This window comes from Algihabitans albus (genome assembly GCF_003572205.1).
Taxonomy (GTDB): Bacteria; Pseudomonadota; Alphaproteobacteria; order Kiloniellales; family DSM-21159; genus Algihabitans; species Algihabitans albus.
The window spans coordinates 219,825-240,957 of sequence record NZ_QXNY01000001.1 but is presented as its reverse complement, the minus strand read 5'-3'; the positions used below and the strand labels follow the sequence as shown (position 1 = coordinate 240,957).

Annotated in this window: 17 protein-coding genes and 1 tRNA gene; 6 read left to right on the top strand and 12 right to left on the bottom strand. The window is 64.5% G+C overall.

The window, feature by feature from the left end; all coding sequences use genetic code 11:
• Positions 1-3: 3 nt before the first annotated feature.
• From DBZ32_RS01145 to DBZ32_RS01120, 6 genes are all read right to left on the bottom strand, one after another.
• Positions 4-1,518, bottom strand: a complete 1,515-nt coding sequence (locus DBZ32_RS01145) for an amidase (protein WP_119165284.1) — start codon at positions 1,516-1,518, stop codon at positions 4-6.
• 69 nt (positions 1,519-1,587) lie between these two features.
• On the bottom strand, positions 1,588-2,316 hold the full coding sequence (locus tag DBZ32_RS01140) for an ABC transporter ATP-binding protein (RefSeq protein ID WP_208539064.1): 729 nt from the start codon (positions 2,314-2,316) through the stop codon (positions 1,588-1,590).
• The gene (locus DBZ32_RS01135) at positions 2,309-3,043 is read right to left on the bottom strand and encodes an ABC transporter ATP-binding protein (protein WP_119165283.1); all 735 of its coding nucleotides are present in this window, start codon (positions 3,041-3,043) and stop codon (positions 2,309-2,311) included. The genes DBZ32_RS01140 and DBZ32_RS01135 overlap by 8 nt, the downstream gene beginning before the upstream one ends.
• The gene (locus tag DBZ32_RS01130; protein WP_208539063.1) at positions 3,030-4,097 is read right to left on the bottom strand and encodes a branched-chain amino acid ABC transporter permease; all 1,068 of its coding nucleotides are present in this window, start codon (positions 4,095-4,097) and stop codon (positions 3,030-3,032) included. Before DBZ32_RS01130 ends, DBZ32_RS01135 begins: the two co-directional genes overlap by 14 nt.
• Before the next feature lie 166 nt (positions 4,098-4,263).
• Positions 4,264-5,520: an ABC transporter substrate-binding protein gene (locus DBZ32_RS01125; RefSeq protein ID WP_208539062.1), complete on the bottom strand. Its 1,257-nt coding sequence runs from the start codon at positions 5,518-5,520 to the stop codon at positions 4,264-4,266.
• Positions 5,520-6,410 (bottom strand): branched-chain amino acid ABC transporter permease, encoded by an 891-nt coding sequence (locus tag DBZ32_RS01120; protein ID WP_119165281.1) that lies wholly within the window; start codon positions 6,408-6,410, stop codon positions 5,520-5,522. Before DBZ32_RS01120 ends, DBZ32_RS01125 begins: the two co-directional genes overlap by 1 nt.
• Before the next feature lie 263 nt (positions 6,411-6,673).
• On the opposite strand from DBZ32_RS01120, the gene DBZ32_RS01115 reads away from it, so the two are divergent.
• Positions 6,674-7,564 carry a nitrilase family protein gene (locus DBZ32_RS01115; RefSeq protein ID WP_119165280.1) on the top strand — a complete coding sequence of 297 codons (891 nt, stop codon included), beginning with the start codon at positions 6,674-6,676 and terminating at the stop codon, positions 7,562-7,564.
• 35 nt (positions 7,565-7,599) lie between these two features.
• Here DBZ32_RS01115 and cydC read toward each other — a convergent pair whose 3' ends face one another.
• Positions 7,600-11,214 (bottom strand): thiol reductant ABC exporter subunit CydC, encoded by a 3,615-nt coding sequence (cydC, locus tag DBZ32_RS01110; protein WP_119165279.1) that lies wholly within the window; start codon positions 11,212-11,214, stop codon positions 7,600-7,602.
• Positions 11,215-11,347: 133 nt separating this feature from the next.
• Here cydC and DBZ32_RS01105 point away from each other — a divergent pair, with 133 nt between their 5' ends.
• Positions 11,348-12,241: a LysR family transcriptional regulator gene (locus tag DBZ32_RS01105; protein WP_119165278.1), complete on the top strand. Its 894-nt coding sequence runs from the start codon at positions 11,348-11,350 to the stop codon at positions 12,239-12,241.
• A 164-nt stretch (positions 12,242-12,405) separates the two neighbouring features.
• Here DBZ32_RS01105 and DBZ32_RS01100 read toward each other — a convergent pair whose 3' ends face one another.
• From DBZ32_RS01100 to DBZ32_RS01080, 5 genes are all read right to left on the bottom strand, one after another.
• Positions 12,406-13,635, bottom strand: coding sequence for a radical SAM/SPASM domain-containing protein (locus tag DBZ32_RS01100; RefSeq protein ID WP_162906501.1), 1,230 nt, complete (start codon positions 13,633-13,635; stop codon positions 12,406-12,408).
• Positions 13,625-14,716 carry a radical SAM/SPASM domain-containing protein gene (locus tag DBZ32_RS01095; protein ID WP_162906500.1) on the bottom strand — a complete coding sequence of 364 codons (1,092 nt, stop codon included), beginning with the start codon at positions 14,714-14,716 and terminating at the stop codon, positions 13,625-13,627. The genes DBZ32_RS01100 and DBZ32_RS01095 overlap by 11 nt, the downstream gene beginning before the upstream one ends.
• A gap of 69 nt (positions 14,717-14,785) precedes the next feature.
• Entirely contained in the window at positions 14,786-15,250 is a 465-nt protein-coding gene (locus tag DBZ32_RS01090; protein WP_119165275.1) for a hypothetical protein, read from the bottom strand.
• 393 nt (positions 15,251-15,643) lie between these two features.
• Positions 15,644-15,719: transfer RNA gene (locus DBZ32_RS01085), tRNA-Ala, on the bottom strand.
• Positions 15,720-15,920: 201 nt separating this feature from the next.
• On the bottom strand, positions 15,921-16,235 hold the full coding sequence (locus DBZ32_RS01080) for a TIGR02300 family protein (protein ID WP_162906499.1): 315 nt from the start codon (positions 16,233-16,235) through the stop codon (positions 15,921-15,923).
• Positions 16,236-16,577: 342 nt separating this feature from the next.
• On the opposite strand from DBZ32_RS01080, the gene aroA reads away from it, so the two are divergent.
• The 4 genes from aroA (at position 16,578) to ihfB (ending at position 21,133) form a co-directional block, all read left to right on the top strand.
• Positions 16,578-17,930 carry a 3-phosphoshikimate 1-carboxyvinyltransferase gene (gene aroA, locus DBZ32_RS01075; protein WP_119165354.1) on the top strand — a complete coding sequence of 451 codons (1,353 nt, stop codon included), beginning with the start codon at positions 16,578-16,580 and terminating at the stop codon, positions 17,928-17,930.
• Positions 17,927-18,583, top strand: coding sequence for a (d)CMP kinase (gene cmk, locus DBZ32_RS01070; RefSeq protein WP_119165273.1), 657 nt, complete (start codon positions 17,927-17,929; stop codon positions 18,581-18,583). The genes aroA and cmk overlap by 4 nt, the downstream gene beginning before the upstream one ends.
• 79 nt (positions 18,584-18,662) lie before the next feature.
• Positions 18,663-20,489: a 30S ribosomal protein S1 gene (rpsA, locus tag DBZ32_RS01065; RefSeq protein WP_268877928.1), complete on the top strand. Its 1,827-nt coding sequence runs from the start codon at positions 18,663-18,665 to the stop codon at positions 20,487-20,489.
• A gap of 362 nt (positions 20,490-20,851) precedes the next feature.
• Positions 20,852-21,133, top strand: coding sequence for an integration host factor subunit beta (gene ihfB, locus DBZ32_RS01060; RefSeq protein ID WP_119165271.1), 282 nt, complete (start codon positions 20,852-20,854; stop codon positions 21,131-21,133).

Genomic DNA, 21,133 nt, shown 5'->3' with positions numbered 1-21,133 from the left:
ACCTCACATCGTCTTCCAGTCGCCGCTCTGTTCGAACGCGTAGGCCGCCTTGTAAATGGTCGACTCCTCGAAGTGACGACCGATCAGCATCACCGAGACCGGCAAGCCGTCGGACAGGCCGCAGGGCACCGCCATGGCCGGATGGTGCGTCAGATCGAAAGGCGCGGTGTTCGAAATCATCTCGTAGGCCCGCTGGATGTATTCCTCGCGGGGTGCATCGGGCTCCGGGATTGGCTGTGCCTTCTGCGGGGTGGTCGGCATCAGCAGCAGGTCGTAGGTCGCCAGCTCCGCGTCGTAGGCGGCGCGCAGGCGCCGGACGATGTTCATCGCCTTTCCGTAGTAGCGGCTGCCGTAGTGCTTGCGCATGTAGGTGCCGAGCAGGGTCAGCAGCTTGGTGGTATCGCTCAGCTCGTTGGCCCTGGTTCGCCAGTTGCGGTGAAAGTCCATCAGACTGGTGACATAGAGATCGGGACGCGACACGCCGTAGCCGTCGCCGTGCATCATGGTCTGGGTCAGGCCTTCGACGCCGATCGGCATCCAGAGGTGGAGGCCGACGTCGTGCATCGGGATCGAGACCTCCTCGACCGTCGCGCCCAGGGCGGCGAGCTTCTTCGCGGCAGCCTTGACCTTGGCATTGACGTCGTCTTCCGCGCCGACCTGCCCGAAACCTTCGGTCACGACGCCGATCTTCAGTCCGGCGAGGTCGCCGGAGAGGGCCTCGGTATAGGGGGCGGTCCGCACATCGTACTGGCGCGGATCGTAGCCGTCGGGACCGGCGATGGCCTCCAGCATCAGGGCATTGTCGCTGACCGTCGCGGTCATCGGCCCGGTGTGGTCGACGAAGATTTCGATCGGCATGATTCCGGTGTAGGGCACCAGACCATGGGTTGGCTTCATCCCGTAGATGCCGCACCAGGACGCCGGCATCCGGATCGAGCCGCCCTGGTCGCCGCCGATCGCCATGTCGACCTCGCCGGCCGCGACCAGCGCCGCCGAACCCGAGGAGGAGCCGCCGGCCGCGTAGCCGTGTTTGTACGGGTTGTGGACGGGACCGGTCGCGTTGGTGTGGCTGCCGCCGGAGAGGCAGAAGTACTCGCAGTGGGCCTTGCCCATCAGCGTCGCGCCGGCGTCCAGCAGGCGCTCGACCACCGTCGCATCGATATCGGGGACATAGCCCTCGAGCGTGCCGGAGCCGTTCATCATGGGCACCCCGGCGACCATCACGTTGTCTTTGATCGCGACGGTCTTGCCCTTGAGCTTGCCGGAAGGGGCACCCTCGATGGTGGACTTCACGTACCAGGCGTTGAGGGGATTATCCTCCGGCAGGGGACGCCGGCCCGGCGTGCGCGGGTACTTGACCTCGGGCAGGTGATCCGGCATCGCGTCGACGACGTCGTAGGAGGCGAGGTTGCCCGCCATCAGATCCCGGAAGGACACCACCTCTTCCGCATCGAAGGCGATGCCGAGCTCCTCGGCGATCTCGTAGACCTGATCCAGTGTCGGTACCTTAACGGTCATGGTTTTGGTTCCTCCCTCTCGTTGGAACTCTGTTTGCGCCCCTGTTCGGCGAATTGAGACGCGCGGGCCTCAGGGGGCGAGATAGCGCAGGAGACGAGGGTCGTTCTTCACCTCCGCCGCGGGGCCCTGTAGCGCAATGGTGCCCCGGTCCATGACGTAAGCATAGTCCGCCACGCGCAGCGCAAGCTCCACATGTTGTTCGACCAGGATCACGGACATCTCCGAGGTCAGAGCGCGCAGGCGTTCGGCGATCTCCTCGATGACGCCGATCCAGACGCCCTCGGTCGGCTCGTCCAGCATCAGCAGCCGCGGCTTGCCGAGCAGGGCCCGGCCGATCGCCAACATCTTGCGCTCGCCGCCCGACAGCGTACCGGCGGTCTGCTCCAACCGCTGGCCGAGCTTCGGGAAAAAGTCGAGCACCATGTCGATGCCGGACTTGTCCCTCTGCCGCACGGCGCCGAGCAGCAGGTTCTCGCGCACCGTCAACTTACCGAAGACCGCCTGTTCCTGAGGGACGTAGCCCATGCCGCGTCGGACGCGCCACTCGGTGCCGTGCTCGTGAGCGTTCTGACCGTCGAACCAGATCGTTCCCTGCATCGGCTGGATCTCGCCGATCAAGGTCTTGAGCAGGGTACTCTTACCGGCGCCGTTGCGTCCGAGCAGCGCGACACCGCCGGTCGTCCGCGCCTTGAAGTCCACTTTTGCCAACACTTGGCTGCGGCCGTAGCCGGCATCCAGTTCCTGCACATCGAGAATCGTGGCTTTGCTGGGGGCGTGGTGGGACCGGGAGCTAGACACGGGTCGTATAGACCTCCTGTACGCGCGCCGACGTCTCGATCTCGGCCACCGTGCCGTCGTCGAGCACCTGCCCCTGATCCAACACGGTCAGGTGATCGCAGATGTCCTTGATGAAATCCAGATCGTGCTCGACGATCACCAAAGCGCAGGTCTGCTTGATCGGCATGAGCAGTTCGCCGGTGACGCGGCGCTCCTCCGGGCTCATGCCGCCGGTGGGTTCGTCGAGTAGCAGCAGCTTCGGTTTGACCGCCATAGCCATGGCGATCTCCAGCCACTGCTGCTGACCGTGGCTCAACTCCCCGGCCAGATCTCTGGTCAGATCGGCCAGCAGAAAGCGCTCCAGCAGCTCCATCACCTCCGTGTGGAGCGCAGCCCGGCTCCTGGAGCGCAGCAGCGTCCAGAGCGGTTGATCCGCTTGCAGCGCGAGCAGAACGTTGTCGTAGACCGACAGTTCCGGCAGGATCGCGGTGATCTGGAACTTCAGCGAAAGACCGCGCTTCGCGCGTTCCGCCGGCGTCGCCGTTGTGATCTCCGTCCCGTCGAAGGTGATCGTCCCTTCGCTCGCGAAATGCGCGCCGGCAATGGCCTTCAGAAGAGTCGACTTCCCGGATCCGTTGGGACCGATCAGTCCGTGGAAGCTGCGCGCCCGCACCGTCACGTCGACGCCCCCCAGGGCACGCAACGCGCCGAAGGTCTTGCCGAGTCCGCGGACCTCAAGCAGCGCCATCGTCGCCCTCCGTCCGTTCGGGCCGCGCGGGCGGAGTCTCCTTGGCGGCTTTGCCGCGCACCGCGATGCCGAAGGACCCGATCCGCTCGCGCTCGGAGACGATCAGGCCCAATAGACCTGTCGGGCGATAGGCCACCACCACCAGCATGATGATGCCCAGGACGACCGGCCAGTAGTTCCTGATGGCGTCGATGTCCGAGAGAAAGAGTCTCAGGATCTCGATCACGCCGGCCCCGATCACCGGGCCGATCAGCGTGCCGATACCGCCGAACAGTCCGTAGAGCACGGCATAGGTCGAGATCCCGATACCGACGCTGGAGGGACCGACAAAGCCCTCGTGATAGCTGTAGAGCGCGCCCGCCAGGCCGGCGACCATACCGGCGAAGGAGAAGACGATCGCCTTGTAGATCTGGACTCGGTAGCCGAAGAAGGCGATCCGCTCCTCGTTCTGGCGCATGCCGGCGAGCACCAGTCCGAACTGGGAGCGGACGAGATAGCGGCTGCCGAGATAGACGAGACAGAGGAAGAGCAGCGCGACGTAGTAGAAGATCAGGCCGGGTTCCAGCTCGTAGCTGCCGATCATCAGGAAGTCCCAGATCGACAGACCGTTGCCGGCCCCGACCCAGAGCCAGCCGGCCACCAGCCGCTCGGCGGCGTAGGAGGCGGTCAAGGTGCCGAGCGCGACGAAGATCACCGTGGGAGTGCGTTTACCGAGCAGCAGGAACCAGCCGACCAGCAAGGCGGCCAGCAGGCCGACCAGCATCCCCATCGGCACGACGAAGAAGATCTGAAGCCACCCCAGCTCCTCGGCGAACTTGGCGACCACGTAGCCGGCCAGGCCGAAGAACAGGCCCTGACCGAAACTCATGATTCCCGAATAGCCCCAGCAGAGGTCGAAGCTGATCGCGAGCTTTGCCAGGATTAGCATCGTCGTGACGCGGATGACCCAAAAATTGTTGAAGTCGGGGGCACTGTCTCCGGCCGTGAGGAAACTGACGGCGAAGGGATAAATCAGCAGAAAGATCAGCAGTCCCCATTCCACGATCGGGATCACGCCGGCGCGTCTGCGTGGCGGTTTCTTTATCAGGGATCGGGAAAGAGAGGTCTCTGCCATCGGGGCGGCAGTTCCTTAGTTCGGTGGGACGGCGAAAGGAGACGTAGTCCGCAATCGGCTCGGCGGCCCTTCGGCCTCCGAACCGATTGCGGTCAGTGCAGCTGGATCACGTACACTCCGCGGGATCCACCATGTCGTACTTCGAGATCACCTCGTATTCGCCGGCGCGAGACACGGCGATGTACATGTTCATCGCGCAGTGACCCGTACCGGGGATCATCCTGGCGCCGCCGCCTGGACCCTCGGCGATCTCCGCCGTGTCCAGTGCGGCCGAGACGGCGTCACGATCCAGATCGCCGTTCGTGGCCTTGACCGCTTCCTCGTAGAACTTCACGCCGCGGTACATGCCGGTGGCGGCGGACCCCGCGGTGAAGAGGTAGCGGGTATCCGGGAACATGGCGTCGTACGCCGTCTGCAGCTCGTTGCTGAAGGGATCGTCGACCGCCTTGAAATAGTCCAGGCAGCTCGACAGCCCTTCCATCTCGCGGGCCGGCACGTAGTTCACGGAGTTGTCGTCGAAGTAGACGCAGCTCACATGCCCGCCGCGCTCGTTGAAGCCGCTCTCGTAGAGCTGTTTCAGGAAGGCCTGCGTGCCCGGCGGGATGACTGTCTTGAAGACGCAGTCGACATTCTCGCTGTTAATCTTCGCGACCGTGGCCGAGTACTCGATCTGGTCGAGGGGGTAGTACTCCTCGAAGACCACTTCGCCGCCATTCTCCTCGATCACCTTGCGGGCATATCTATTGAGCAGCTGCGGCCAGAGGTAGTTGGCAGAGGGGAAGGCGAAGCGCCGGTGCCCCTGGCCGATCAGCCAGGGAATCAGCTCGTCGCACTGCTGTGCCGGCGTCGGACCCGTGCAGTAGAGGTCGGTCGTGCACTCCTGTCCCTCGTAGAGCTGCGGGTAGATGTAGAGCGTGCGGCCGCGCCGGACGATCGGGTTCTTGATCGCCTCTCGCATGGCGCTGGTGATGCCGCCCAGCACCACATCGACGTTGTTCTGCTGGATCAGCCGGCGGACGTTGCCCACGGCGACGCCGGGGTCGGAGGCGGTATCCTCCAGGTAGAGCTCGATGGGCCGGTCCAGGATGCCGCCGGCGTCGTTGATCTGCTGGACGGCCAGCTGCGCGATCTGCCAGTTCGCGTTTCCGGAGGGCGCGATGGCGCCGGTGATGTCGGTCGCGATGCCCATCTTGATCGGGCCGGCCGCGTGACTCCAATTCGGTCTCAGGACCCAGCCGCCGGCGCTGCCGGCCACCCAGCCGGTTGCGGCCAGCGCGCCGGCGCCCTTGAGGAATCCCCGGCGTGTCAGTCGGCGGCCCGTTTCGCCGCGCGCGGACGCGATCTGCTTGCGATCGTAGGTCACTAGATTCTCCCTTTACTGACAAAGCCCTGCGGACGGAATTTGACGATGATCAGGGCCACGACGAACACCAGAACCTCGGCGACGATCGGCTGGATCAGGGCATTGAGCAGAGGCAGCTCGCGCAGCCACTGAAAGCCTGGAACCATGGCGCCGATCAAGGCGCCGCCCAGCACCGGTCCCTCGAAGGTGCCGACACCGCCGAGCATGACGGCGAGGAAAGCCTGCACCAGGAAGCGCAAGCCGAGATCCGCGGAAAGCGAGAAGAGCGGCACCATCAAGGCGCCGGCGAGGCCCGCGAGCGCGGCGCCGAAGGCGAAGGTGAAGGCGTAGAGACGCGACGTGGAGACACCGGAGGCGCGCGCCAGCATTGGGTTCTCCAGCGCGCCGCGGATCTGCAGGCCGAAGCTCGTCCGGGTGAGGAAGAGGTAGCAGGCGGCCATCACGGCGAGCGTGATGAAGATGATCACCGTGCGCCAGGCCGAGAGACTCACGTCGCCGATCTGGATGAAGCCCTGGATCGGTTCGTCGATCGAATAGAACTGCCCGCCGATCAGGCCGCGCACCGTCTCGCGAATGATCAGCCCCACGGCATAGGTCGCCAGCATGGCGATCACGGGCGCAACGTAGAGCCGTCTGATCACCGTTGCTTCGACGAACAGACCGACGATGGCGACGAGAAAGGGAGCGGCCAGCATGCCCGCCCATTCGGGCAGCCCGAGTTCGCGAAAGACGAAGACCGTGTAGGCGCCGAGCAGAACGAACTCGCCGTGGCCGAGGTTGAAGATGCCCATCATGCTGGCGATCACGGCCAGCCCGAGCACGACCAGAACCATGATCGAGGAGAAGGCGAGGATGTCGAACACCAGTTTGGCGATCGCATCGAGTTCCATCGTGGGACCTTTCGATCTATGGGCGCGTAAACGGTCTGTACGGGCCCGGTCGAAAACCTGTGACGGGATTATTTCAGCAAGAAGTATGCCAGGCTCTTGAGAGCCGAGAAGAGTCCCTAGGCTATACTACTGCGAACGAAAATTGCATAAAATCTGTCCAAAGCGATTGCATCTGCTGCCTAATGTTTCGGCGGGTCGCAGGATTCTTTCATGTCGAGCTGTCGTCCTGAGGACGATCGGCGTCCCTTGCAAAGGAGGTATCGATGAGCGAAGAGGCGGCCGGCGACGGCCACGACCCGAAGATCACACTCGCCTGCGTGCAGATGGAGCCGCGGATCGGCGATCCCACCGGCAACATCGAGCGGAGCTGCGCGAAGATCGAGGAGGCCGCCGCCGCCGGAGCGGGACTGGTCGTGCTGCCTGAACTCGCGAACTCCGGCTACGTCTTCGAGAGACGCGAGGAGGCCTATGCCCACGCGGAGACGGCGGGCGACGGCCCGGCCTCTCTCGCCTGGGCCGAACTGGCACGTCGCCACGGTCTCTACATCGTCGCGGGTCTGGCCGAGCGCGATGGGGCCGCGCTCTACAATTCGGCGGCGGTGATCGGCCCCGAGGGCCACATCGGCACCTACCGCAAGATGCATCTTTGGAACGAAGAGAATCTCTATTTCGAGCCGGGCAACCTGGGCTTTCCCGTGTTCCAGACGCCGATCGGCCGGATCGGCTGCCTGATCTGCTACGACATCTGGTTTCCCGAGGCGTTTCGCCTGCTCGCCCTGCAGGGTGCCGATCTGGTCTGCGTGCCCACCAACTGGGTGCCGGTCCCCGGCCAGACGCCCGAGCGGCGCGCGATGGCCAATGTGCTTTGCATGGGCGCCGCCCACAGCAACAGCCTGTTCGTCGCCGCCGCCGACCGGGTCGGAACCGAGCGCGGTCAACCCTTCATCGGCCAAAGCCTGATTTGCGACGTTACCGGCTGGCCGCTGGCCGGCCCGGCCAGCCGCGATCAAGAGGAGATCCTGACGGCGGCCGTCGATCTGGCCGACGCCCGGCGCAAGCGGAACTGGAACACCTTCAACCAGCCGCTGCGCGACCGCCGGGTCGACGTCTACGACACGGTTCTGGGCGCGGACGTTCGGCCCGGCTGGTTTTAGGCCCTGCTGGTTCTAGACCGGGGGTGCAGCGCCGATCATTCGGCGGCCGAGCGACCAAGCGAGCCTTGCCGGCCGACCAGGCGCGCATAAAGTCCGCCCATGGCGAGCAGCGAGTCGTGGCTGCCGCTTTCCACGACCCGGCCTCGGTCCAGCACGACGATGCGGTCGGCGCTGCGCACGGTCGAAAGACGATGTGCGATCACGAGGGTCGTGCGGCCGGCGCGCAGGGCCTCGAGCGCGCGACGGATCAGGCCCTCGTTCACGGCATCCAGATGCGATGTGGCTTCATCGAGGATCAGGATCGGTGCGTCCTTCAGGAAGGCCCGGGCGATGGCCACCCGCTGGCGCTGTCCGCCCGAGAGGCTGCTGCCCCGCTCCCCGACAGGTGTCGCCAGGCCGTCAGGAAGCGCGGCGACCAGATCGCCGAGCGCGGCGCGATCGATAGCCGCGCGCAGGTCGGCCTGGCTCGCGTCGGGACGGGCCAGGCGGATGTTCGCCTCCAGCGTATCGTTGAAAAGGTAGGTGTCCTGAGCCACCAGTGCGATGCGCTCGCGCAGATCGTCCAGGCCGAGAGCGCGAAGATCGCTGCCGCCCAGGGCGACCTGTCCCTTCGTCGGATCCCAGAAGCGGAGAAGAAGCTGGGCGATGGTCGACTTGCCGGCTCCCGACGGGCCGACCAGCGCCAGCGTCCGACCGGCGGAGACCTCGAAGGAGACCTCGGCCAGGGCGGGACGGTCGGCGCCGGGATAGCGGAAAGTCACGTCTTGCAAGGCGATGCTGGGCTCCGGTTCCGCCGGAACCGGATCTCGCTGCCGCGCTGCGTCCGAACGTTCCTCGATGGTGGGGCGCTCGGACTCGACGGCATGGATCCGTCGCGCGGCGCCGAGGGTGTCGGCGAGTTGATGGCCGATCTGCGCGATCTCCGAGACCGGCAGAAAGGCCGACAGCGAGACAAGCGTGAGCAGCGGCAGAAGGCCCGCATCCAGGTTACCCGCCGCGACCTGCATGGCGCCGACGGTCACCACGGCGAGACCGCCCAGGCCGGTGAACACCTCGATCAGGCTGTGCTGCGCCGCAAGCTGGCGAAAGAAGGCGAGCCGCTGGGCGATGTGACGGCTCGACAGCCGGTCGAGTTCCGCGCCGCGCCGCGTCTCCTGGCAGCTCGAGACAATCTCTCCCAGGCCTTGGACCGTGTCGACGGCATGGGCCGCGAGTTCGCCGGCCGCCTCCTTCGCGCTGGAGCCCAAAGCGTCTACCGTTCGCCGCATCAGCCAGGGACTGAGACCCACCGCCAGCAGGAAGGGCAGCAGCGCGATCGCGAGCCAGGGGTCGAAGGCGGCGAGGATCGCCACGACGGCCGTCGGCACCAGAACCGCGACACAGGCCGGCGCGATGGTATGGGCGAAGAAGTACTCCACCATCTCCACGTCGTGGGTCGCGATCGCCATGAGGTCACCCGTCCTCCGGCGGACCAGGTAGGCTGGCCCGAGCCGGTCGAGCGTTTCGAAGAGCGAGATCCGCATCCGCGCCAGCAGGCGGAAGGCGACGTCGTGGGCCAGCCAGGATTCCGCCCAGTGCAGGAGCCCGGCCAAGGGGGCGGCGACCGCCAGCCAGGGCAGGTAGGCGCGGAAGTCCTGACCGTTCTTCAGGTTCAGCAGAATCAGGGCACTGATCAGGCCGACGGCAATGAAGGCGAGAACGCGGGTCACCCCGAACAGGAAGGTGGCCGTCATCTTCCAGCGCCAGGGGCGGATCAGGCCGAGCAGCAGCAAGGCCAACCGGCTCCAGCCGAGTCCCTCCGCCGCCACGACGCCCTCGGTCGGGGCCTGTCGTGCCGCGGCGGGCAAAGCCGTCTCGGGCCGGTATTCCGCCGCCGGTGCGCCTTGCTCCGGATTGTCGGAAAGCAGGGCGTCCGGGGTCTCGGCCGCCGTGTCCTGGGCCTGTTCGGCCATCAGAGCCGCGTAGAGTCCGCCCTCTGCCATCAGCTCGGCGTGGCTGCCGGACTCCGCCACCCGGCCGCCGTCGAGTACCAGAATGCGGTCGCAGCCGATGACGCTGGACAGGCGATGTGCCAGCACCAGCGTCGTACGAGACTTCATCAGCGTGTCGAGCGCGCCCTGGATCGCCGCTTCGTTCTCGGCGTCGACCGCCGAGAGGGCTTCGTCGAGCACCAGGATCGGTGCGTCGCGCAACAGGGCGCGGGCAATGGCGACCCGTTGGCGCTGACCGCCGGACAGCTTGATCCCCTTCTCGCCGATCTGGGTGTCGTAACCCTTTGGCAGAGATAGAACGAAGTCGTGGATGTTCGCTGCTTTGGCCGCCGCGATCATCTCCGCCTCCGAGCCGTCCGGCCTGCCGAAGCGGATGTTGTCGCGCAGCGTACCGTGGAACAGGAAGGCGTCCTGCTGGACGACGGCGACGCGGGACCTGATCGCCTCGAAGGGCAGGCGTCTCAAATCCTCGCCGCCGATCCGGATGGTGCCCGCGTCCGGTTCGTAGAAGCGGAGCAGCAGCCGTACGATGGAGGACTTGCCGATGCCCGATGCCCCGACGATGCCGATGCGCTCCCCGGCCTCGACCTTGAACGAGAGCGCCTCGTGCACGCGGCGGTCGGTCCCGGGGTAGGCGAAGCGCACCTGCTCGAAGGCGACGGTCGGTGCGAGCGTGGCGGGTGGCCTCACCTCCGCGTCGGCCACGAGGGGGACGGCGTCGAACAAGCGGTAGATGCCCTGAGCCGCCGACAGCCCCATCATCCCCTCGTGCAGCACGGTCCGCAGATCGCGCATCGGGCGGAACACCTCCACGCCGACCATCAGGATCACCAGCAGTTCCGCCAGCGCCATCTGCCCGGCTTCGACACGGAAGGCGCCCAAGGTCAAGGCCAGGGCCGCACCGACGGCGATCGAGGTATCCGAGATGCCGCGCGTCAAGGCACTTGTCGCCAGAACGCGCATGGTCGTGCTGGAGAGATGGTCCGCTTTCTCCGACAGGAGCCGGGCCCGGTCCCGCGAGCGCCCGAAGGCCTGCAGCGTGGCTAGCCCCTGAATCGAGTCGACCAGTTCAGCGGCAAAGTCCCCGTAGGCCCGGCTGCGTGCGTTGGACTGCGCGCTGTTCGCGGCTTGCCAGAGCGCGGGCGCGAAGAGCGCGAGCAGCGCGAAGGCGAGCAGAACCCCGGCGACCGGCAGGTCGAGCCAGGCGACAAAGGCGAAAATCAGAAAGGGCGTGAGCAGTGCGACGAGAAGCTGCGGCAGATACTTGCCGAAGTAGGTTTCGAGCTGCTCCACGTCGTCCGCGAGGGTCAGGGTCAGGTCGCCGGCGCGCTTCGATCCGACGTAAGCGGGACCGAGCGCCGCGAGGCGGTCGAACAGTGCCCGGCGCAGGCGCTTCTGAACGACTGCGGCGGTCCGGTGCGCCACTGTCGCCCGCCACTGCTCGAAGACGCCTCTTAGAACCATGGCACCCGCCACCGCCGCGATCAGCCAGACCAGTTCGCTCGGACCCGCCCCGGCGAAGACCTGTGCGATCAACCAGCCGAGCAGGGCCAGCCGTCCGACGCCGAGTGCCACCGCCAGCAGGCCGATCAAGACGGCATAGGCAATGCGCCAGCGGACGCCCTTCGTGAATTTCCATAGACGTGGCTCGAAATGCATCGCGCGGCTCCGGTCTTGCGAGTGACGGTAACAGGGTAGTTCCGAACGTGAGTGTTCGTCTCTGCACCTTTCTGAAGACCGACTGAACGAAAATTTACATGTAATCCGCCGCGCGAGGCGGCATGCTGAGGGCATGATCGGCGACTGGGACAATCTCCGCACCTTTCTCGCCCTGGCCGAGGAAGGCAGCCTGACGGCCGCAGCCCGGCGCCTGCGTGTCAGCCACCCCACGGTTGCCCGGCGCATCAAGACCCTGGAGGCCGACCTCGGCACGCGTCTGTTTGACCGCCTGCCCGAGGGTTTTCAGCTGACCGGCTCGGCTCTGGAACTGCTGCATGACGTGAAGGCGATGGAGCAAGCCGCCGAGGCCATTCGCCGGCGTTCCGTCGGTCTTTCGGCAACGCATCTCGGCACCGTGCGGATCTCCGTCGACGAAACCATCGCGGACTTTCTGTCGCGCCATCTCGCCGCTCTACGCGAGAGCCATCAGTGCATCGAGTTCGAGGTCGCGGTCGCCCACCTCTCCGCAAACCTCTCGCGGCGCGAGGCCGACCTCAACATTCGCCCGCAGCTTCCCGACCTGGCCCGTGTGGTGCGGCGCAAGCTCGCGACCTTCGCCTATGCGGTCTACGGCGCTGACGCCTTCGCCGAACGCGCCGGCGCGGCGCCCGAGACCCTGACGGATCTGCCATGGGTCGGCTACGACGAGGCACACCACTACATGCCCGGTCAAGCCTGGCAGACGGCGCTGCTGGGTGAGCGCAAGCCGGCCGTGCGCAGCAACAACGGTGCTGTCGTGGCCGACGCGATCCGTAATCGTGGCGGCGTCGGCGTACTGCCCTGTTTTCTGGGGGATGCCGATCCGGCTCTGGTGCGCCTCACGCCCCCAATCGCGGAGGCCGCGACCGATCAGTGGCTATTGGTACACAGCGATCTGCGGGATGTTCCGCGCGTGCGGATCGTGATGGATGCCCTGGTCGAGCTGTTCGGAACGCGAAGAGCGGAAATCGCGGGAGAGGCAGGTTGACGATCGGATTCTCCGAAAGCTACCGACTGCACTCACCCGGGCCTTCGGCCTCTATGACGGCGAAGCTCCGGTGAGTGGCGGCAAGCCGACCGCGGCAAGCGGAGTTTCGACACCACCGCGGCTCTCGCTCCTCCAGAGGTTCGTGCGACGGCTTGAAGCGGTGTTCAGTTGGCGAAACAGGTGTTGGCGGACAACACGGTGCGACGCTTCTCAGCATCGATCACAAAGGAGAACAAGCCGATCTTGATCGCGCAATAGGCGTCTATGTCATCGCCAAAACCAAGATCGATCCGATTTCCGCCACGCCCCTTAAAGAAGCCGCAGCCGCCCTTGCATAGATTGAAATAGCTGCAGCCTTCGCACTTTTTTCGACCGGCTGCGAGTTGTTCTCTAATCGTTTGTGCGAGCTCCGATGCGATCAACTCTTCGAAGCTGTTCTGCATGATCGAGCCCGACCTATAGCCGGTCCCTTCTGCGCTCCGCACACCCATGAAACTATCGCAGTGCGCATAGGCGATTCCTTGCTGATCCACGGTCACCATGTAGTCGGTACAGGGGCTTTCCGTGTGATGGCAGCAGGAGACGGCACGTTGCGGCCGCGTGATCATGTTGTAGAGATAAAAACTCTCACGGATCAGCAAGCGTTTCCGGGGATCCTCGACCAACTGATTGTGAGTGGCTTGAGCGGTGAAGAGGCCGTCCAGCCACTCCAGGTACCGCTGCACGATCGTCAGGTCACCGGAGTAGACTTGATCGTACGACAATTGTAGGCCGATTCTCCGGATGCCATGCGATATGACCTTATCCAACCATTCAGCCGGATCTATCTGGATCGTCTCGGCCTCTACTACCGTGAGAATGCCGTAGTCGATCTCGGCTGTGTTGAGTGCCGACAGCGCTTCGGTCAGAATGGAATAGCTGTCTTTGAAGCGGCCGCGGCCAACGCGAATGCCGTTCTGAAGATGCGAAAACACCTCGAAGCTGATTGACAGCTGATAATTGCTTCGTTTGGAAAAAAATTCGATCCAGTCATTTGTGAAGAGTGTCCCGTTCGTTTGGATCGCGTAGTCGACCGTTTTCGATGTCACCCTTTCTTCGGCCTCGCTAAAAAAGCCGATTCCAGGAAGCAGCGTCTCGCCGCCGATCCACTGTAGACTGACGTCCGAGCCGGAGTGTTCATTGATACGATCCGTCAGTTTGTGCATGACGGATCGAGGCATGACACCCATGCGATCCGCATTGTTGAGTGACTGATAGCAGAAGGCGCAACGAAGGTTGCATTTGCTCACCGGCTTGGCGAGCACGGTCAGGTAACCGCGCGGCTGACTCGCAGTGTTCGATCGACTTCTTGCCTCAAGGCAAGAACGGGAGGATTTTTGCAAGTTAGTGGTCACGGCAAACTTCCCTCAAGGCTGCGATGCCGTCGCAAAAGGCAGTGTCGGGTCTCGTTTTTGTGACGGTTTCCGGGGCGAGCATCCAATCGGCAACGCACCCACCATCGCAGCTGTCGAAGGCTGAACAGCTTTTGGCGCAGTAGCTGCGTTGCCGCTGAACTTCCTGCGCGTGTTCTCTAAAGGCAGCCGATTGCCGTGCCGACTTGAATCCACCTTTGGAAACGTGTCCCAAGCGAAAACGTCTGGTTTGCTCGGTTGCGTCGCCTGAGAAGCGGTCGCATCCAAAATAGATCGAACCGTCTTGACCAATGGCGTGAATGGTTTCGGTGCAAGGCCAGCCGGGATGACAAGCGTCGAACAAACCCATCGCGGAGCGCTGCTTCGGATCGGTGGCCGCCAGCAAAAGCTCCTTGATGACGATCTTCTCGCGCGCTGTGGATTGAAGGATTTCTTTTCGCAGATCGGTCAGAAACAGCGACCAAGCCCGACCGGGCTGGATGCGTGCGCTGAACTCCGCGTTTAGAGAGACGGAGTCGAGGCCGTGCAGATGCAGCCAGTCCAGCAGAGCTCTGGCATCTGGTGGAGAATGGGGGTCGAGAACGCACATAACACCAGGAGTGACTCGCGCCTGTCTTAAGAGCGCAATCCCCTGCAGCGCGGCTTGAGTGGCCGCAGAACCATGCCTAAAGCGGCGCTGTACAGCCATGTCTCGGAGGTCTGGGTCGACGCTAACGCCCACATCGAAGTGGTTTTCGGCAAGAAAGGCGGCCCAGGCCGAGGTCAGGAGCGTTGCATTGGTTTGGATCGCGTTGGTGAAAACAATCCCAGTTTGGCGCGAGATTTCGGTCTGCAGGCCTATCGCCTTTTCATAGAACGGAAGCCCTGCCAAGGTCGGTTCGCCGCCATGCCAGACGATGTTGATCGCCGCCGCCTCCAATTGCCGGCTTGCACTTATGAGATCGGTCAGGATCTCCTGGGTCATGATCGGAGAGCCGGGTCGGGAGCTGTAGCAGTACGTGCAGCGGAGATTGCACGACTGAGTGACTTTCGCGACCAGTGTAAAGACAAGGGGCTGTATCATGACAGCACAGTCACCTTGGAGGGCACGCTGCAACAGCGGCCGGTTGGCTATTGAGACACGAGCATTTCGCTACAATCGATAGGCCAGGAAATGCGCACCGTGCTGACCCCAGGTCGGTTTGCTGGGCGCAGAGAGCTGGTCGATCAGGTCCGGATCGAATTCCTTGGCGACGATCTCCAATATGTTCTTCGCCCTGGACAGCATTTTACTAGCTTCGAGGGATGCGCGTTCGCCCGGGTCGCGCGCGTCGTCCCCCAGCAGGTGGGCAACTGCCTCTTCTAGTGTCTCTTTGTAAAACGCCATCCGAAGGTCGGGCGTGTTCTCTCCATAGAACCACTTCTCAATGACAGGCTGATAGTGCTTGGTTATCTGCTCGGCCCAAACCCCTACATGTTCGGACTTTTGCTTGGGCTCGATCTCTGGCCAGCGAGCTAAAATAGACATGGTGAGAGAGAGATGGCCCCTAGCGAAGGCCTTGATTGGATCGTGATCTTGTCCGCCCTTACGAGCTTCGAGCATGTCTTTGAGGTTCATCGGAAACATCCTCCGTTCGGCAGGAGCGACGATGCAGTCATGAGGTCTGGGAGAAGGATGGGCGATCCAAAATCAATGGGATTTGATTTAAATCAGAAATAGAAAATTTATAATTTATAAAGAAATTTTCTATTATAAATTGAATTTAGATGCGTTAGGGAACGCTCTCGGCTTTAATCCTTGTGAGTATTCACGCCAGTACTGCACGTCAGATGCAGTACGTGGAAATAGCAGCAAGGTCATGCCGAGTGCCGGGCAGCTTGCCCGCTTTGGCGCCGCCGCCAAGTCGAAATCCGCTGGATCGGAGCATGACCGCTCGTCCCGACAGTCCAACGGGACATCAAGCGGCTGTCTGAGTAGGCTGAGAAGAGTGGTTAAATCTTAAGAGAAAGCTGGTGGAGCCGGACGGAATCGAACCGACGACCTCTACAATGCCATTGTAGCGCTCTCCCAACTGAGCTACGGCCCCGAAACCAATCTTCGCCGGACCCTTGGGGTGGTCCGTTAATCCGCTGTTCAGGGCCCTGGCGACGGTGACTCACTGCGCTCGAGTACACCGCGAGCCCCTTTGCGGAGCGCGGAAATTAGAAAGCGCCTTCCGGCTTGGCAAGGGAAAATCGTGTTTTCCCCGGCACGGCCGGTCCTCGGCCGAGGACCGGCGCCTTCCGGCTTATTCCTTTTCTTTCTCGACGGCGACGTCGCCCAGGTCCTCGTCGCTCTCGTCTTCATCCGCCTCGACGACCAAGTCGTCCTCGTCGTCGGCGGCGACCACCTCGTCCTCTTCTTCTTCCTCGACGGGTTCGGGTGCCTTCTTCTTCGGCGGTTCCTTCTCCCTGGCCGGCTTGCCCCGACGCGACTTCAGGAAGGCCTCGGGATCGAACTGGGTACCGCAGGACGGGCAGTCGACAGGCGAGCGCTGAAAGTCGTAAAACTTCGCGCCACAGGCTTGGCAGATACGTTTAACGCCCCACTCGGGTTTCGACACGGGCTTGGGTCCTCCAGAACTCAAGAGAGCAGCGCGCCTGCGCAAATCTGCGGAGCGCGCCGATATCAGTCTGGCGCGCACTTGCCATGCAGCGCGGACGAAGTCAAATGCTCACGTCGGCGAGCAGGTGCTCCGGGGCCGCGCTTATCTCGTGATCCTGCCTCTCACCTCGGCCTCGCGCGATCCGCGCGCCGCCGTGTCGTCACCTGTGTCGCCGCCCCTACCGCAGCTTGGTCAATCGTGTTAGGGAGCGCCGCCCGTGGCCGATGTCATGTGCAGTTCGTCGCCCTCGTTTTCACAGCCGACCCGAAGCCTCGTGCCCTTTGCTCGCGTAACATCTCCCTGTTCGGTCCGCCTCTCGTGACCAGGCTCGTCGCCCACCCCTCGACGGCCCTGTCCGGCCGGGTTTCCGTGCCGGGCGACAAGTCGATTTCGCACCGCGCGCTGATTTTCGGGGCTTTGGCGGTGGGGGAGACGCGGATCGACGGCCTGCTCGAGGGCGAGGATGTTCGCGCGACCGCCCGTATTCTTGGCCAGTTGGGCGCCGAGGTGCGGCGCGACGCGGCTGGATGTTGGAGGGTTCGCGGCGTGGGGATCGGCGGCCTGGCCGAACCCGACGATCTACTCGATTTCGGCAATTCCGGCACTGCGGCTCGCTTGCTGCTCGGCGTTTTGGCCGGTCATCCCTTCACCGCCTTCGCGACCGGCGACGCGTCGCTGCGGCGCCGGCCGATGGGCCGGGTCATCGATCCGCTGACGCGCATGGGTGCCAGCTTTATCGCGCGCTCCGCGGGGCGGCTACCGCTCGCGATTACAGGTGCCGCCGCACCGGCGCCGCAGGTCTATCGCCTGCCGGTGGCCTCGGCCCAGGTCAAGTCGGCGGTGCTGCTGGCCGGCCTGTCGGCGCCCGGCGAGACGATCGCGATCGAACCCGAGCCGACGCGCGACCATAGCGAGCGCATGTTGCGGGCCTTCGGTGCCGAACTCCGGGTCGAGGACGGGCCGGAGGGACGGGCGGTCACGCTGCTGGGCCAGCCGGAACTGACGGCAACGCCGGTCGCGGTGCCGGGCGATCCCTCCTCGGCGGCCTTTCCTCTGGTCGCGGGTCTGATCTGCGACCGGTCGGAGCTGACGCTGCCGGCCGTCGGCGTGAACCCTCTACGGGCCGGTCTCTTCGAGACGCTGGCCGAGATGGGTGCCGACCTGACGTTGGAGAACCGGCGCGAGTTGGCGGGCGAGCCGGTCGCCGATCTGCGGGTTCGGACCAGCGCGCTGAAGGGGGTCGAAGTGCCGCCCGGGCGCGCGCCCGCGATGATCGACGAATATCCTGTGCTCGCCGTCGCGGCGGCTTACGCCCAGGGCACCAGCGTTTTCCGCGGTCTCGGCGAACTGCGGGTCAAGGAAAGCGACCGTCTGGCCGCCGTGGCGCGCGGTCTGGCCGCCTGCGGCGTCGCCGTCGAGGAGACCGAGGATAGCCTGACCGTGCTGGGGCGCGGGCCGGGGACGGTGCCGGGCGGGGCCGAGATCGCCGCGGACCTGGATCACCGGATCGCCATGGCCTTCCTGGTGCTGGGTCTGGCGGCACAGGCGCCGGTGACGATCGACGACGGCCGCACCATCGAGACATCCTTTCCCGGCTTTGCGTCGCTGTTGCGGGGCCTGGGCGCCGAAATCGAGGAGAGCGAGGCCGCATGACCCTGGTGATTGCCTTGGACGGGCCCGCGGCCTCCGGCAAGGGCACGCTCGCCCGCCGTCTCGCCGCCGCCTTCGATCTGGCCTATCTGGATACCGGCGGGCTCTACCGGGCCGTTGCCGCCAAGCTGCTGGCGGAGGCTGGCGATCCGGAAGATCGGGAGGCGGCCGCGACCGCCGCCGAGACGCTCGCGCCGGCCGATCTGCAGCGCCCGGATCTGCGCAGTCAGGCGGTCGGCTCGGCCGCCTCCGTGGTCGCCGCGCAGCCGCGGGTCCGCCGCGCACTTCTGGAGTTCCAGCGCGGCTTCGCGGCCCAACCGCCGGAGGGCCGGGCCGGCGCCGTGCTCGATGGCCGCGACATCGGAACGGTGGTCTGTCCGGACGCGGACGTTAAGATCTATGTCGTCGCCAGCCCGGAAGTCCGGGCCGAGCGGCGGCATCGGGAGTTGATCGACCGCGGCGAGCCCTCTATATACCCGCAGGTTTTGGCGGAGATCCGGGAGCGGGATGCGCGCGACAGCGTGCGGTCGACCGCGCCTCTGAAGCCAGCGGACGACGCGGTCCTGCTCGATACCAGCGAGCTCGACATCGAGGCGGCCTTTCGGGCGGCCCAACGCATCGTCGCCGAAACGCTGGCGGCCGCCAAGGCAGAGTGAAGGTTTCAGCAAGCCCGGTTCAGGACAGGCGGCAAGCCCGTTCTGCGGTCGGGAAGACCGCCGGAGAAAACCGGTCGGCCTGGATAGCGAACGATACGAAAGGAAGACGAACCGCATGTCCGATATCCAAGCGAGCGCCACTGCGCCGCAAGAGAATTTCGCCGCCTTGCTCGATGAGCAGCTTGGCGGATCGACCCTCGAGGGCTCGGTGCTCCGGGGCCGCGTGATTGCCATCGAAGGCGACAACGTGATTATCGACGTCGGCCTCAAGTCGGAAGGCCGTGTCGCGCTGAAGGAATTCGCCAAGGCGGGCGAGGAGGGCGAGATCCAGCCCGGCGCCGACGTCGAGGTGTTCCTTGAGCGCATGGAAGATCGCCACGGCGAGGTCATGCTGAGCCGCGACAAGGCCCGTCGCGAGGAAGCCTGGAACCTGCTGGAGAAGGCCTTCGAAAAGGCCGAGCGCGTGACCGGTCATATCTACGGACGGGTCAAGGGCGGCTTTACGGTCGACCTGTCGGGCGCCACCGCCTTCCTGCCCGGTAGTCAGGTCGACATCCGCCCGGTGCGCGACGTCACGCCGCTGATGCACAAGCCTGAACCCTTCCAGATCCTCAAGATGGACCGCTCGCGCGGCAACATCGTCGTTTCGCGCCGCGCGGTGCTGGAGGAGGATCGGGCCGATCAGCGCAAGGAGCTGATGGAGAGCCTGAAGGAAGGCCAGGTACTGACCGGCGTGGTCAAGAACATCACCGATTACGGCGCCTTCGTGGACCTCGGCGGTGTCGACGGCCTACTGCACGTCACCGATATCTCCTGGCGCCGGATCAACCATCCGACCGAGGCGCTGTCCATCGGCCAGCAGGTGCAGGTGCAGGTGATCCGCTTCAATCCGGAAACTCAGCGCATCAGCCTCGGCATGAAGCAGCTCGAGGCCGATCCCTGGGAAGGCGTTTCGGCGAAGTACCCGGTCGGGACCGCCTTTACCGGCCGTGTCACGAACATCACCGACTACGGCGCCTTCGTGGAGCTGGAGCCGGGCATCGAGGGCCTGGTCCACGTCTCCGAGATGAGCTGGACCAAGAAGAACGTCCATCCGGGCAAGATCGTCTCCACCTCCCAGGAGGTCGAGGTGATGATCCTGGACGTGGACGAGAACAAGCGCCGCATCTCACTCGGGCTCAAGCAGGTCCAGTCCAATCCTTGGGATGACTTCGTCGAGAAGCACCCGATCGGTACGACCCTGTCCGGCGAGGTCAAGAACATCACCGAGTTCGGCCTCTTCGTCGGCCTGCCCGGCGAGATCGACGGCATGGTCCACCTCTCCGACCTCGATTGGGAGAAGTCCGGCGACGAGGCGGTCAAGGACTACAGCAAGGGTCAGACCGTCGACGTCAAGGTTCTCGATGTCGACATCGAGAAGGAGCGGATCAGCCTGGGCATCAAGCAACTTGCCTCCGATCCCTTCGAGTCCGCGATGGAGGGCCTGAAGAAGGGCGAGGTCGTGACCTGCACGGTGACCGAGGTGACCGACGGCGGCATCGAAGTGGCGATTTCCGACGGGGCGACCGGCTTCATCCGCAAGTCGGACCTGGCCCGCGACCGCGGCGATCAGCGGCCCGACCGCTTCGCCGTCGGCGAAAAGGTCGATGCCAAGGTCACTCAGATCGATCGTAAGACCCGCAAGATCTCTCTCTCGATCAAGCAGCTGCAGGTCGAGGAAGAGAAGAAGGCCATGGCCGAGTACGGCTCCACCGATTCCGGTGCCAGCCTCGGCGATATCCTGGGTGCGGCCTTGACCAAGGCCAAGGACCAAGCCGCTCAGGTGGGGTCCTCCAAGACCGAGGGCGATGCGCCGGAAGAGACCGACGGCGGAGACCAGACCGAGGAAAGCGACGAACAGAAGTAGGTCGTCGCCTCTCCTGTTCTCATGACAAGGCCCGGTCCGCGATCGCTTGCGGGCCGGGCCTTTTCTTTTCGCCTCCGGGCTTCTTCTTTTGCGCCACCGCAGGTTCCATTCGGTCTCGGGCGCCCTGTCCTCCGCACTTCGGAGGCCTGCCCGCCTTCACGCAGCGGTAGGCTATCTCTTTGTTCAGACAAGGTTTCCTTGATTCCCTACGCCGGGTCTGGCACCCTTTTTGTGCGAAACCCGTTCAAAGACGACAGGTAAGCGATGCGGCGGTCCTCTGGGATTGCGTTGCATGGGAGTGTGAGTCGGCGAGCAGGCGGATCTACCGGACCGTGGTGCGGCCAAGTCGGGGGGCAGGCCAGATGACCAAATCAGAGCTGATCCAGCGTCTGGCGGAGGTGAATCCGCATCTGACGCACCGCGATGTCGAACGGATCGTCTCGACCGTGTTCGATGAAATCACGGCTGCGCTCGCCCGCGGCGACCGGGTCGAGCTGCGCGGCTTCGGCGCCTTTTCGGTCAAGCACCGGGATGCCCGGACCGGACGCAACCCGCGCACCGGCGAGCAGGTCGAGGTGGAACAGAAGTCGGTTCCCTTTTTCAAGACAGGCAAGCAGTTGCGCGACCGGCTGAATACCGGTTGA

Coding starts and splice junctions, on each gene's coding strand:
- DBZ32_RS01145 (WP_119165284.1), bottom strand. CDS start 1,518: ATGACCGTTAAGGTACCGACACTGGATCAGGTCTACGAGATCGCCGAG.
- DBZ32_RS01135 (WP_119165283.1), bottom strand. CDS start 3,043: ATGGCGCTGCTTGAGGTCCGCGGACTCGGCAAGACCTTCGGCGCGTTG.
- DBZ32_RS01120 (WP_119165281.1), bottom strand. CDS start 6,410: ATGGAACTCGATGCGATCGCCAAACTGGTGTTCGACATCCTCGCCTTC.
- DBZ32_RS01115 (WP_119165280.1), top strand. CDS start 6,674: ATGAGCGAAGAGGCGGCCGGCGACGGCCACGACCCGAAGATCACACTC.
- cydC (WP_119165279.1), bottom strand. CDS start 11,214: ATGCATTTCGAGCCACGTCTATGGAAATTCACGAAGGGCGTCCGCTGG.
- DBZ32_RS01105 (WP_119165278.1), top strand. CDS start 11,348: ATGATCGGCGACTGGGACAATCTCCGCACCTTTCTCGCCCTGGCCGAG.
- DBZ32_RS01095 (WP_162906500.1), bottom strand. CDS start 14,716: ATGATACAGCCCCTTGTCTTTACACTGGTCGCGAAAGTCACTCAGTCG.
- DBZ32_RS01090 (WP_119165275.1), bottom strand. CDS start 15,250: ATGAACCTCAAAGACATGCTCGAAGCTCGTAAGGGCGGACAAGATCAC.
- cmk (WP_119165273.1), top strand. CDS start 17,927: ATGACCCTGGTGATTGCCTTGGACGGGCCCGCGGCCTCCGGCAAGGGC.
- ihfB (WP_119165271.1), top strand. CDS start 20,852: ATGACCAAATCAGAGCTGATCCAGCGTCTGGCGGAGGTGAATCCGCAT.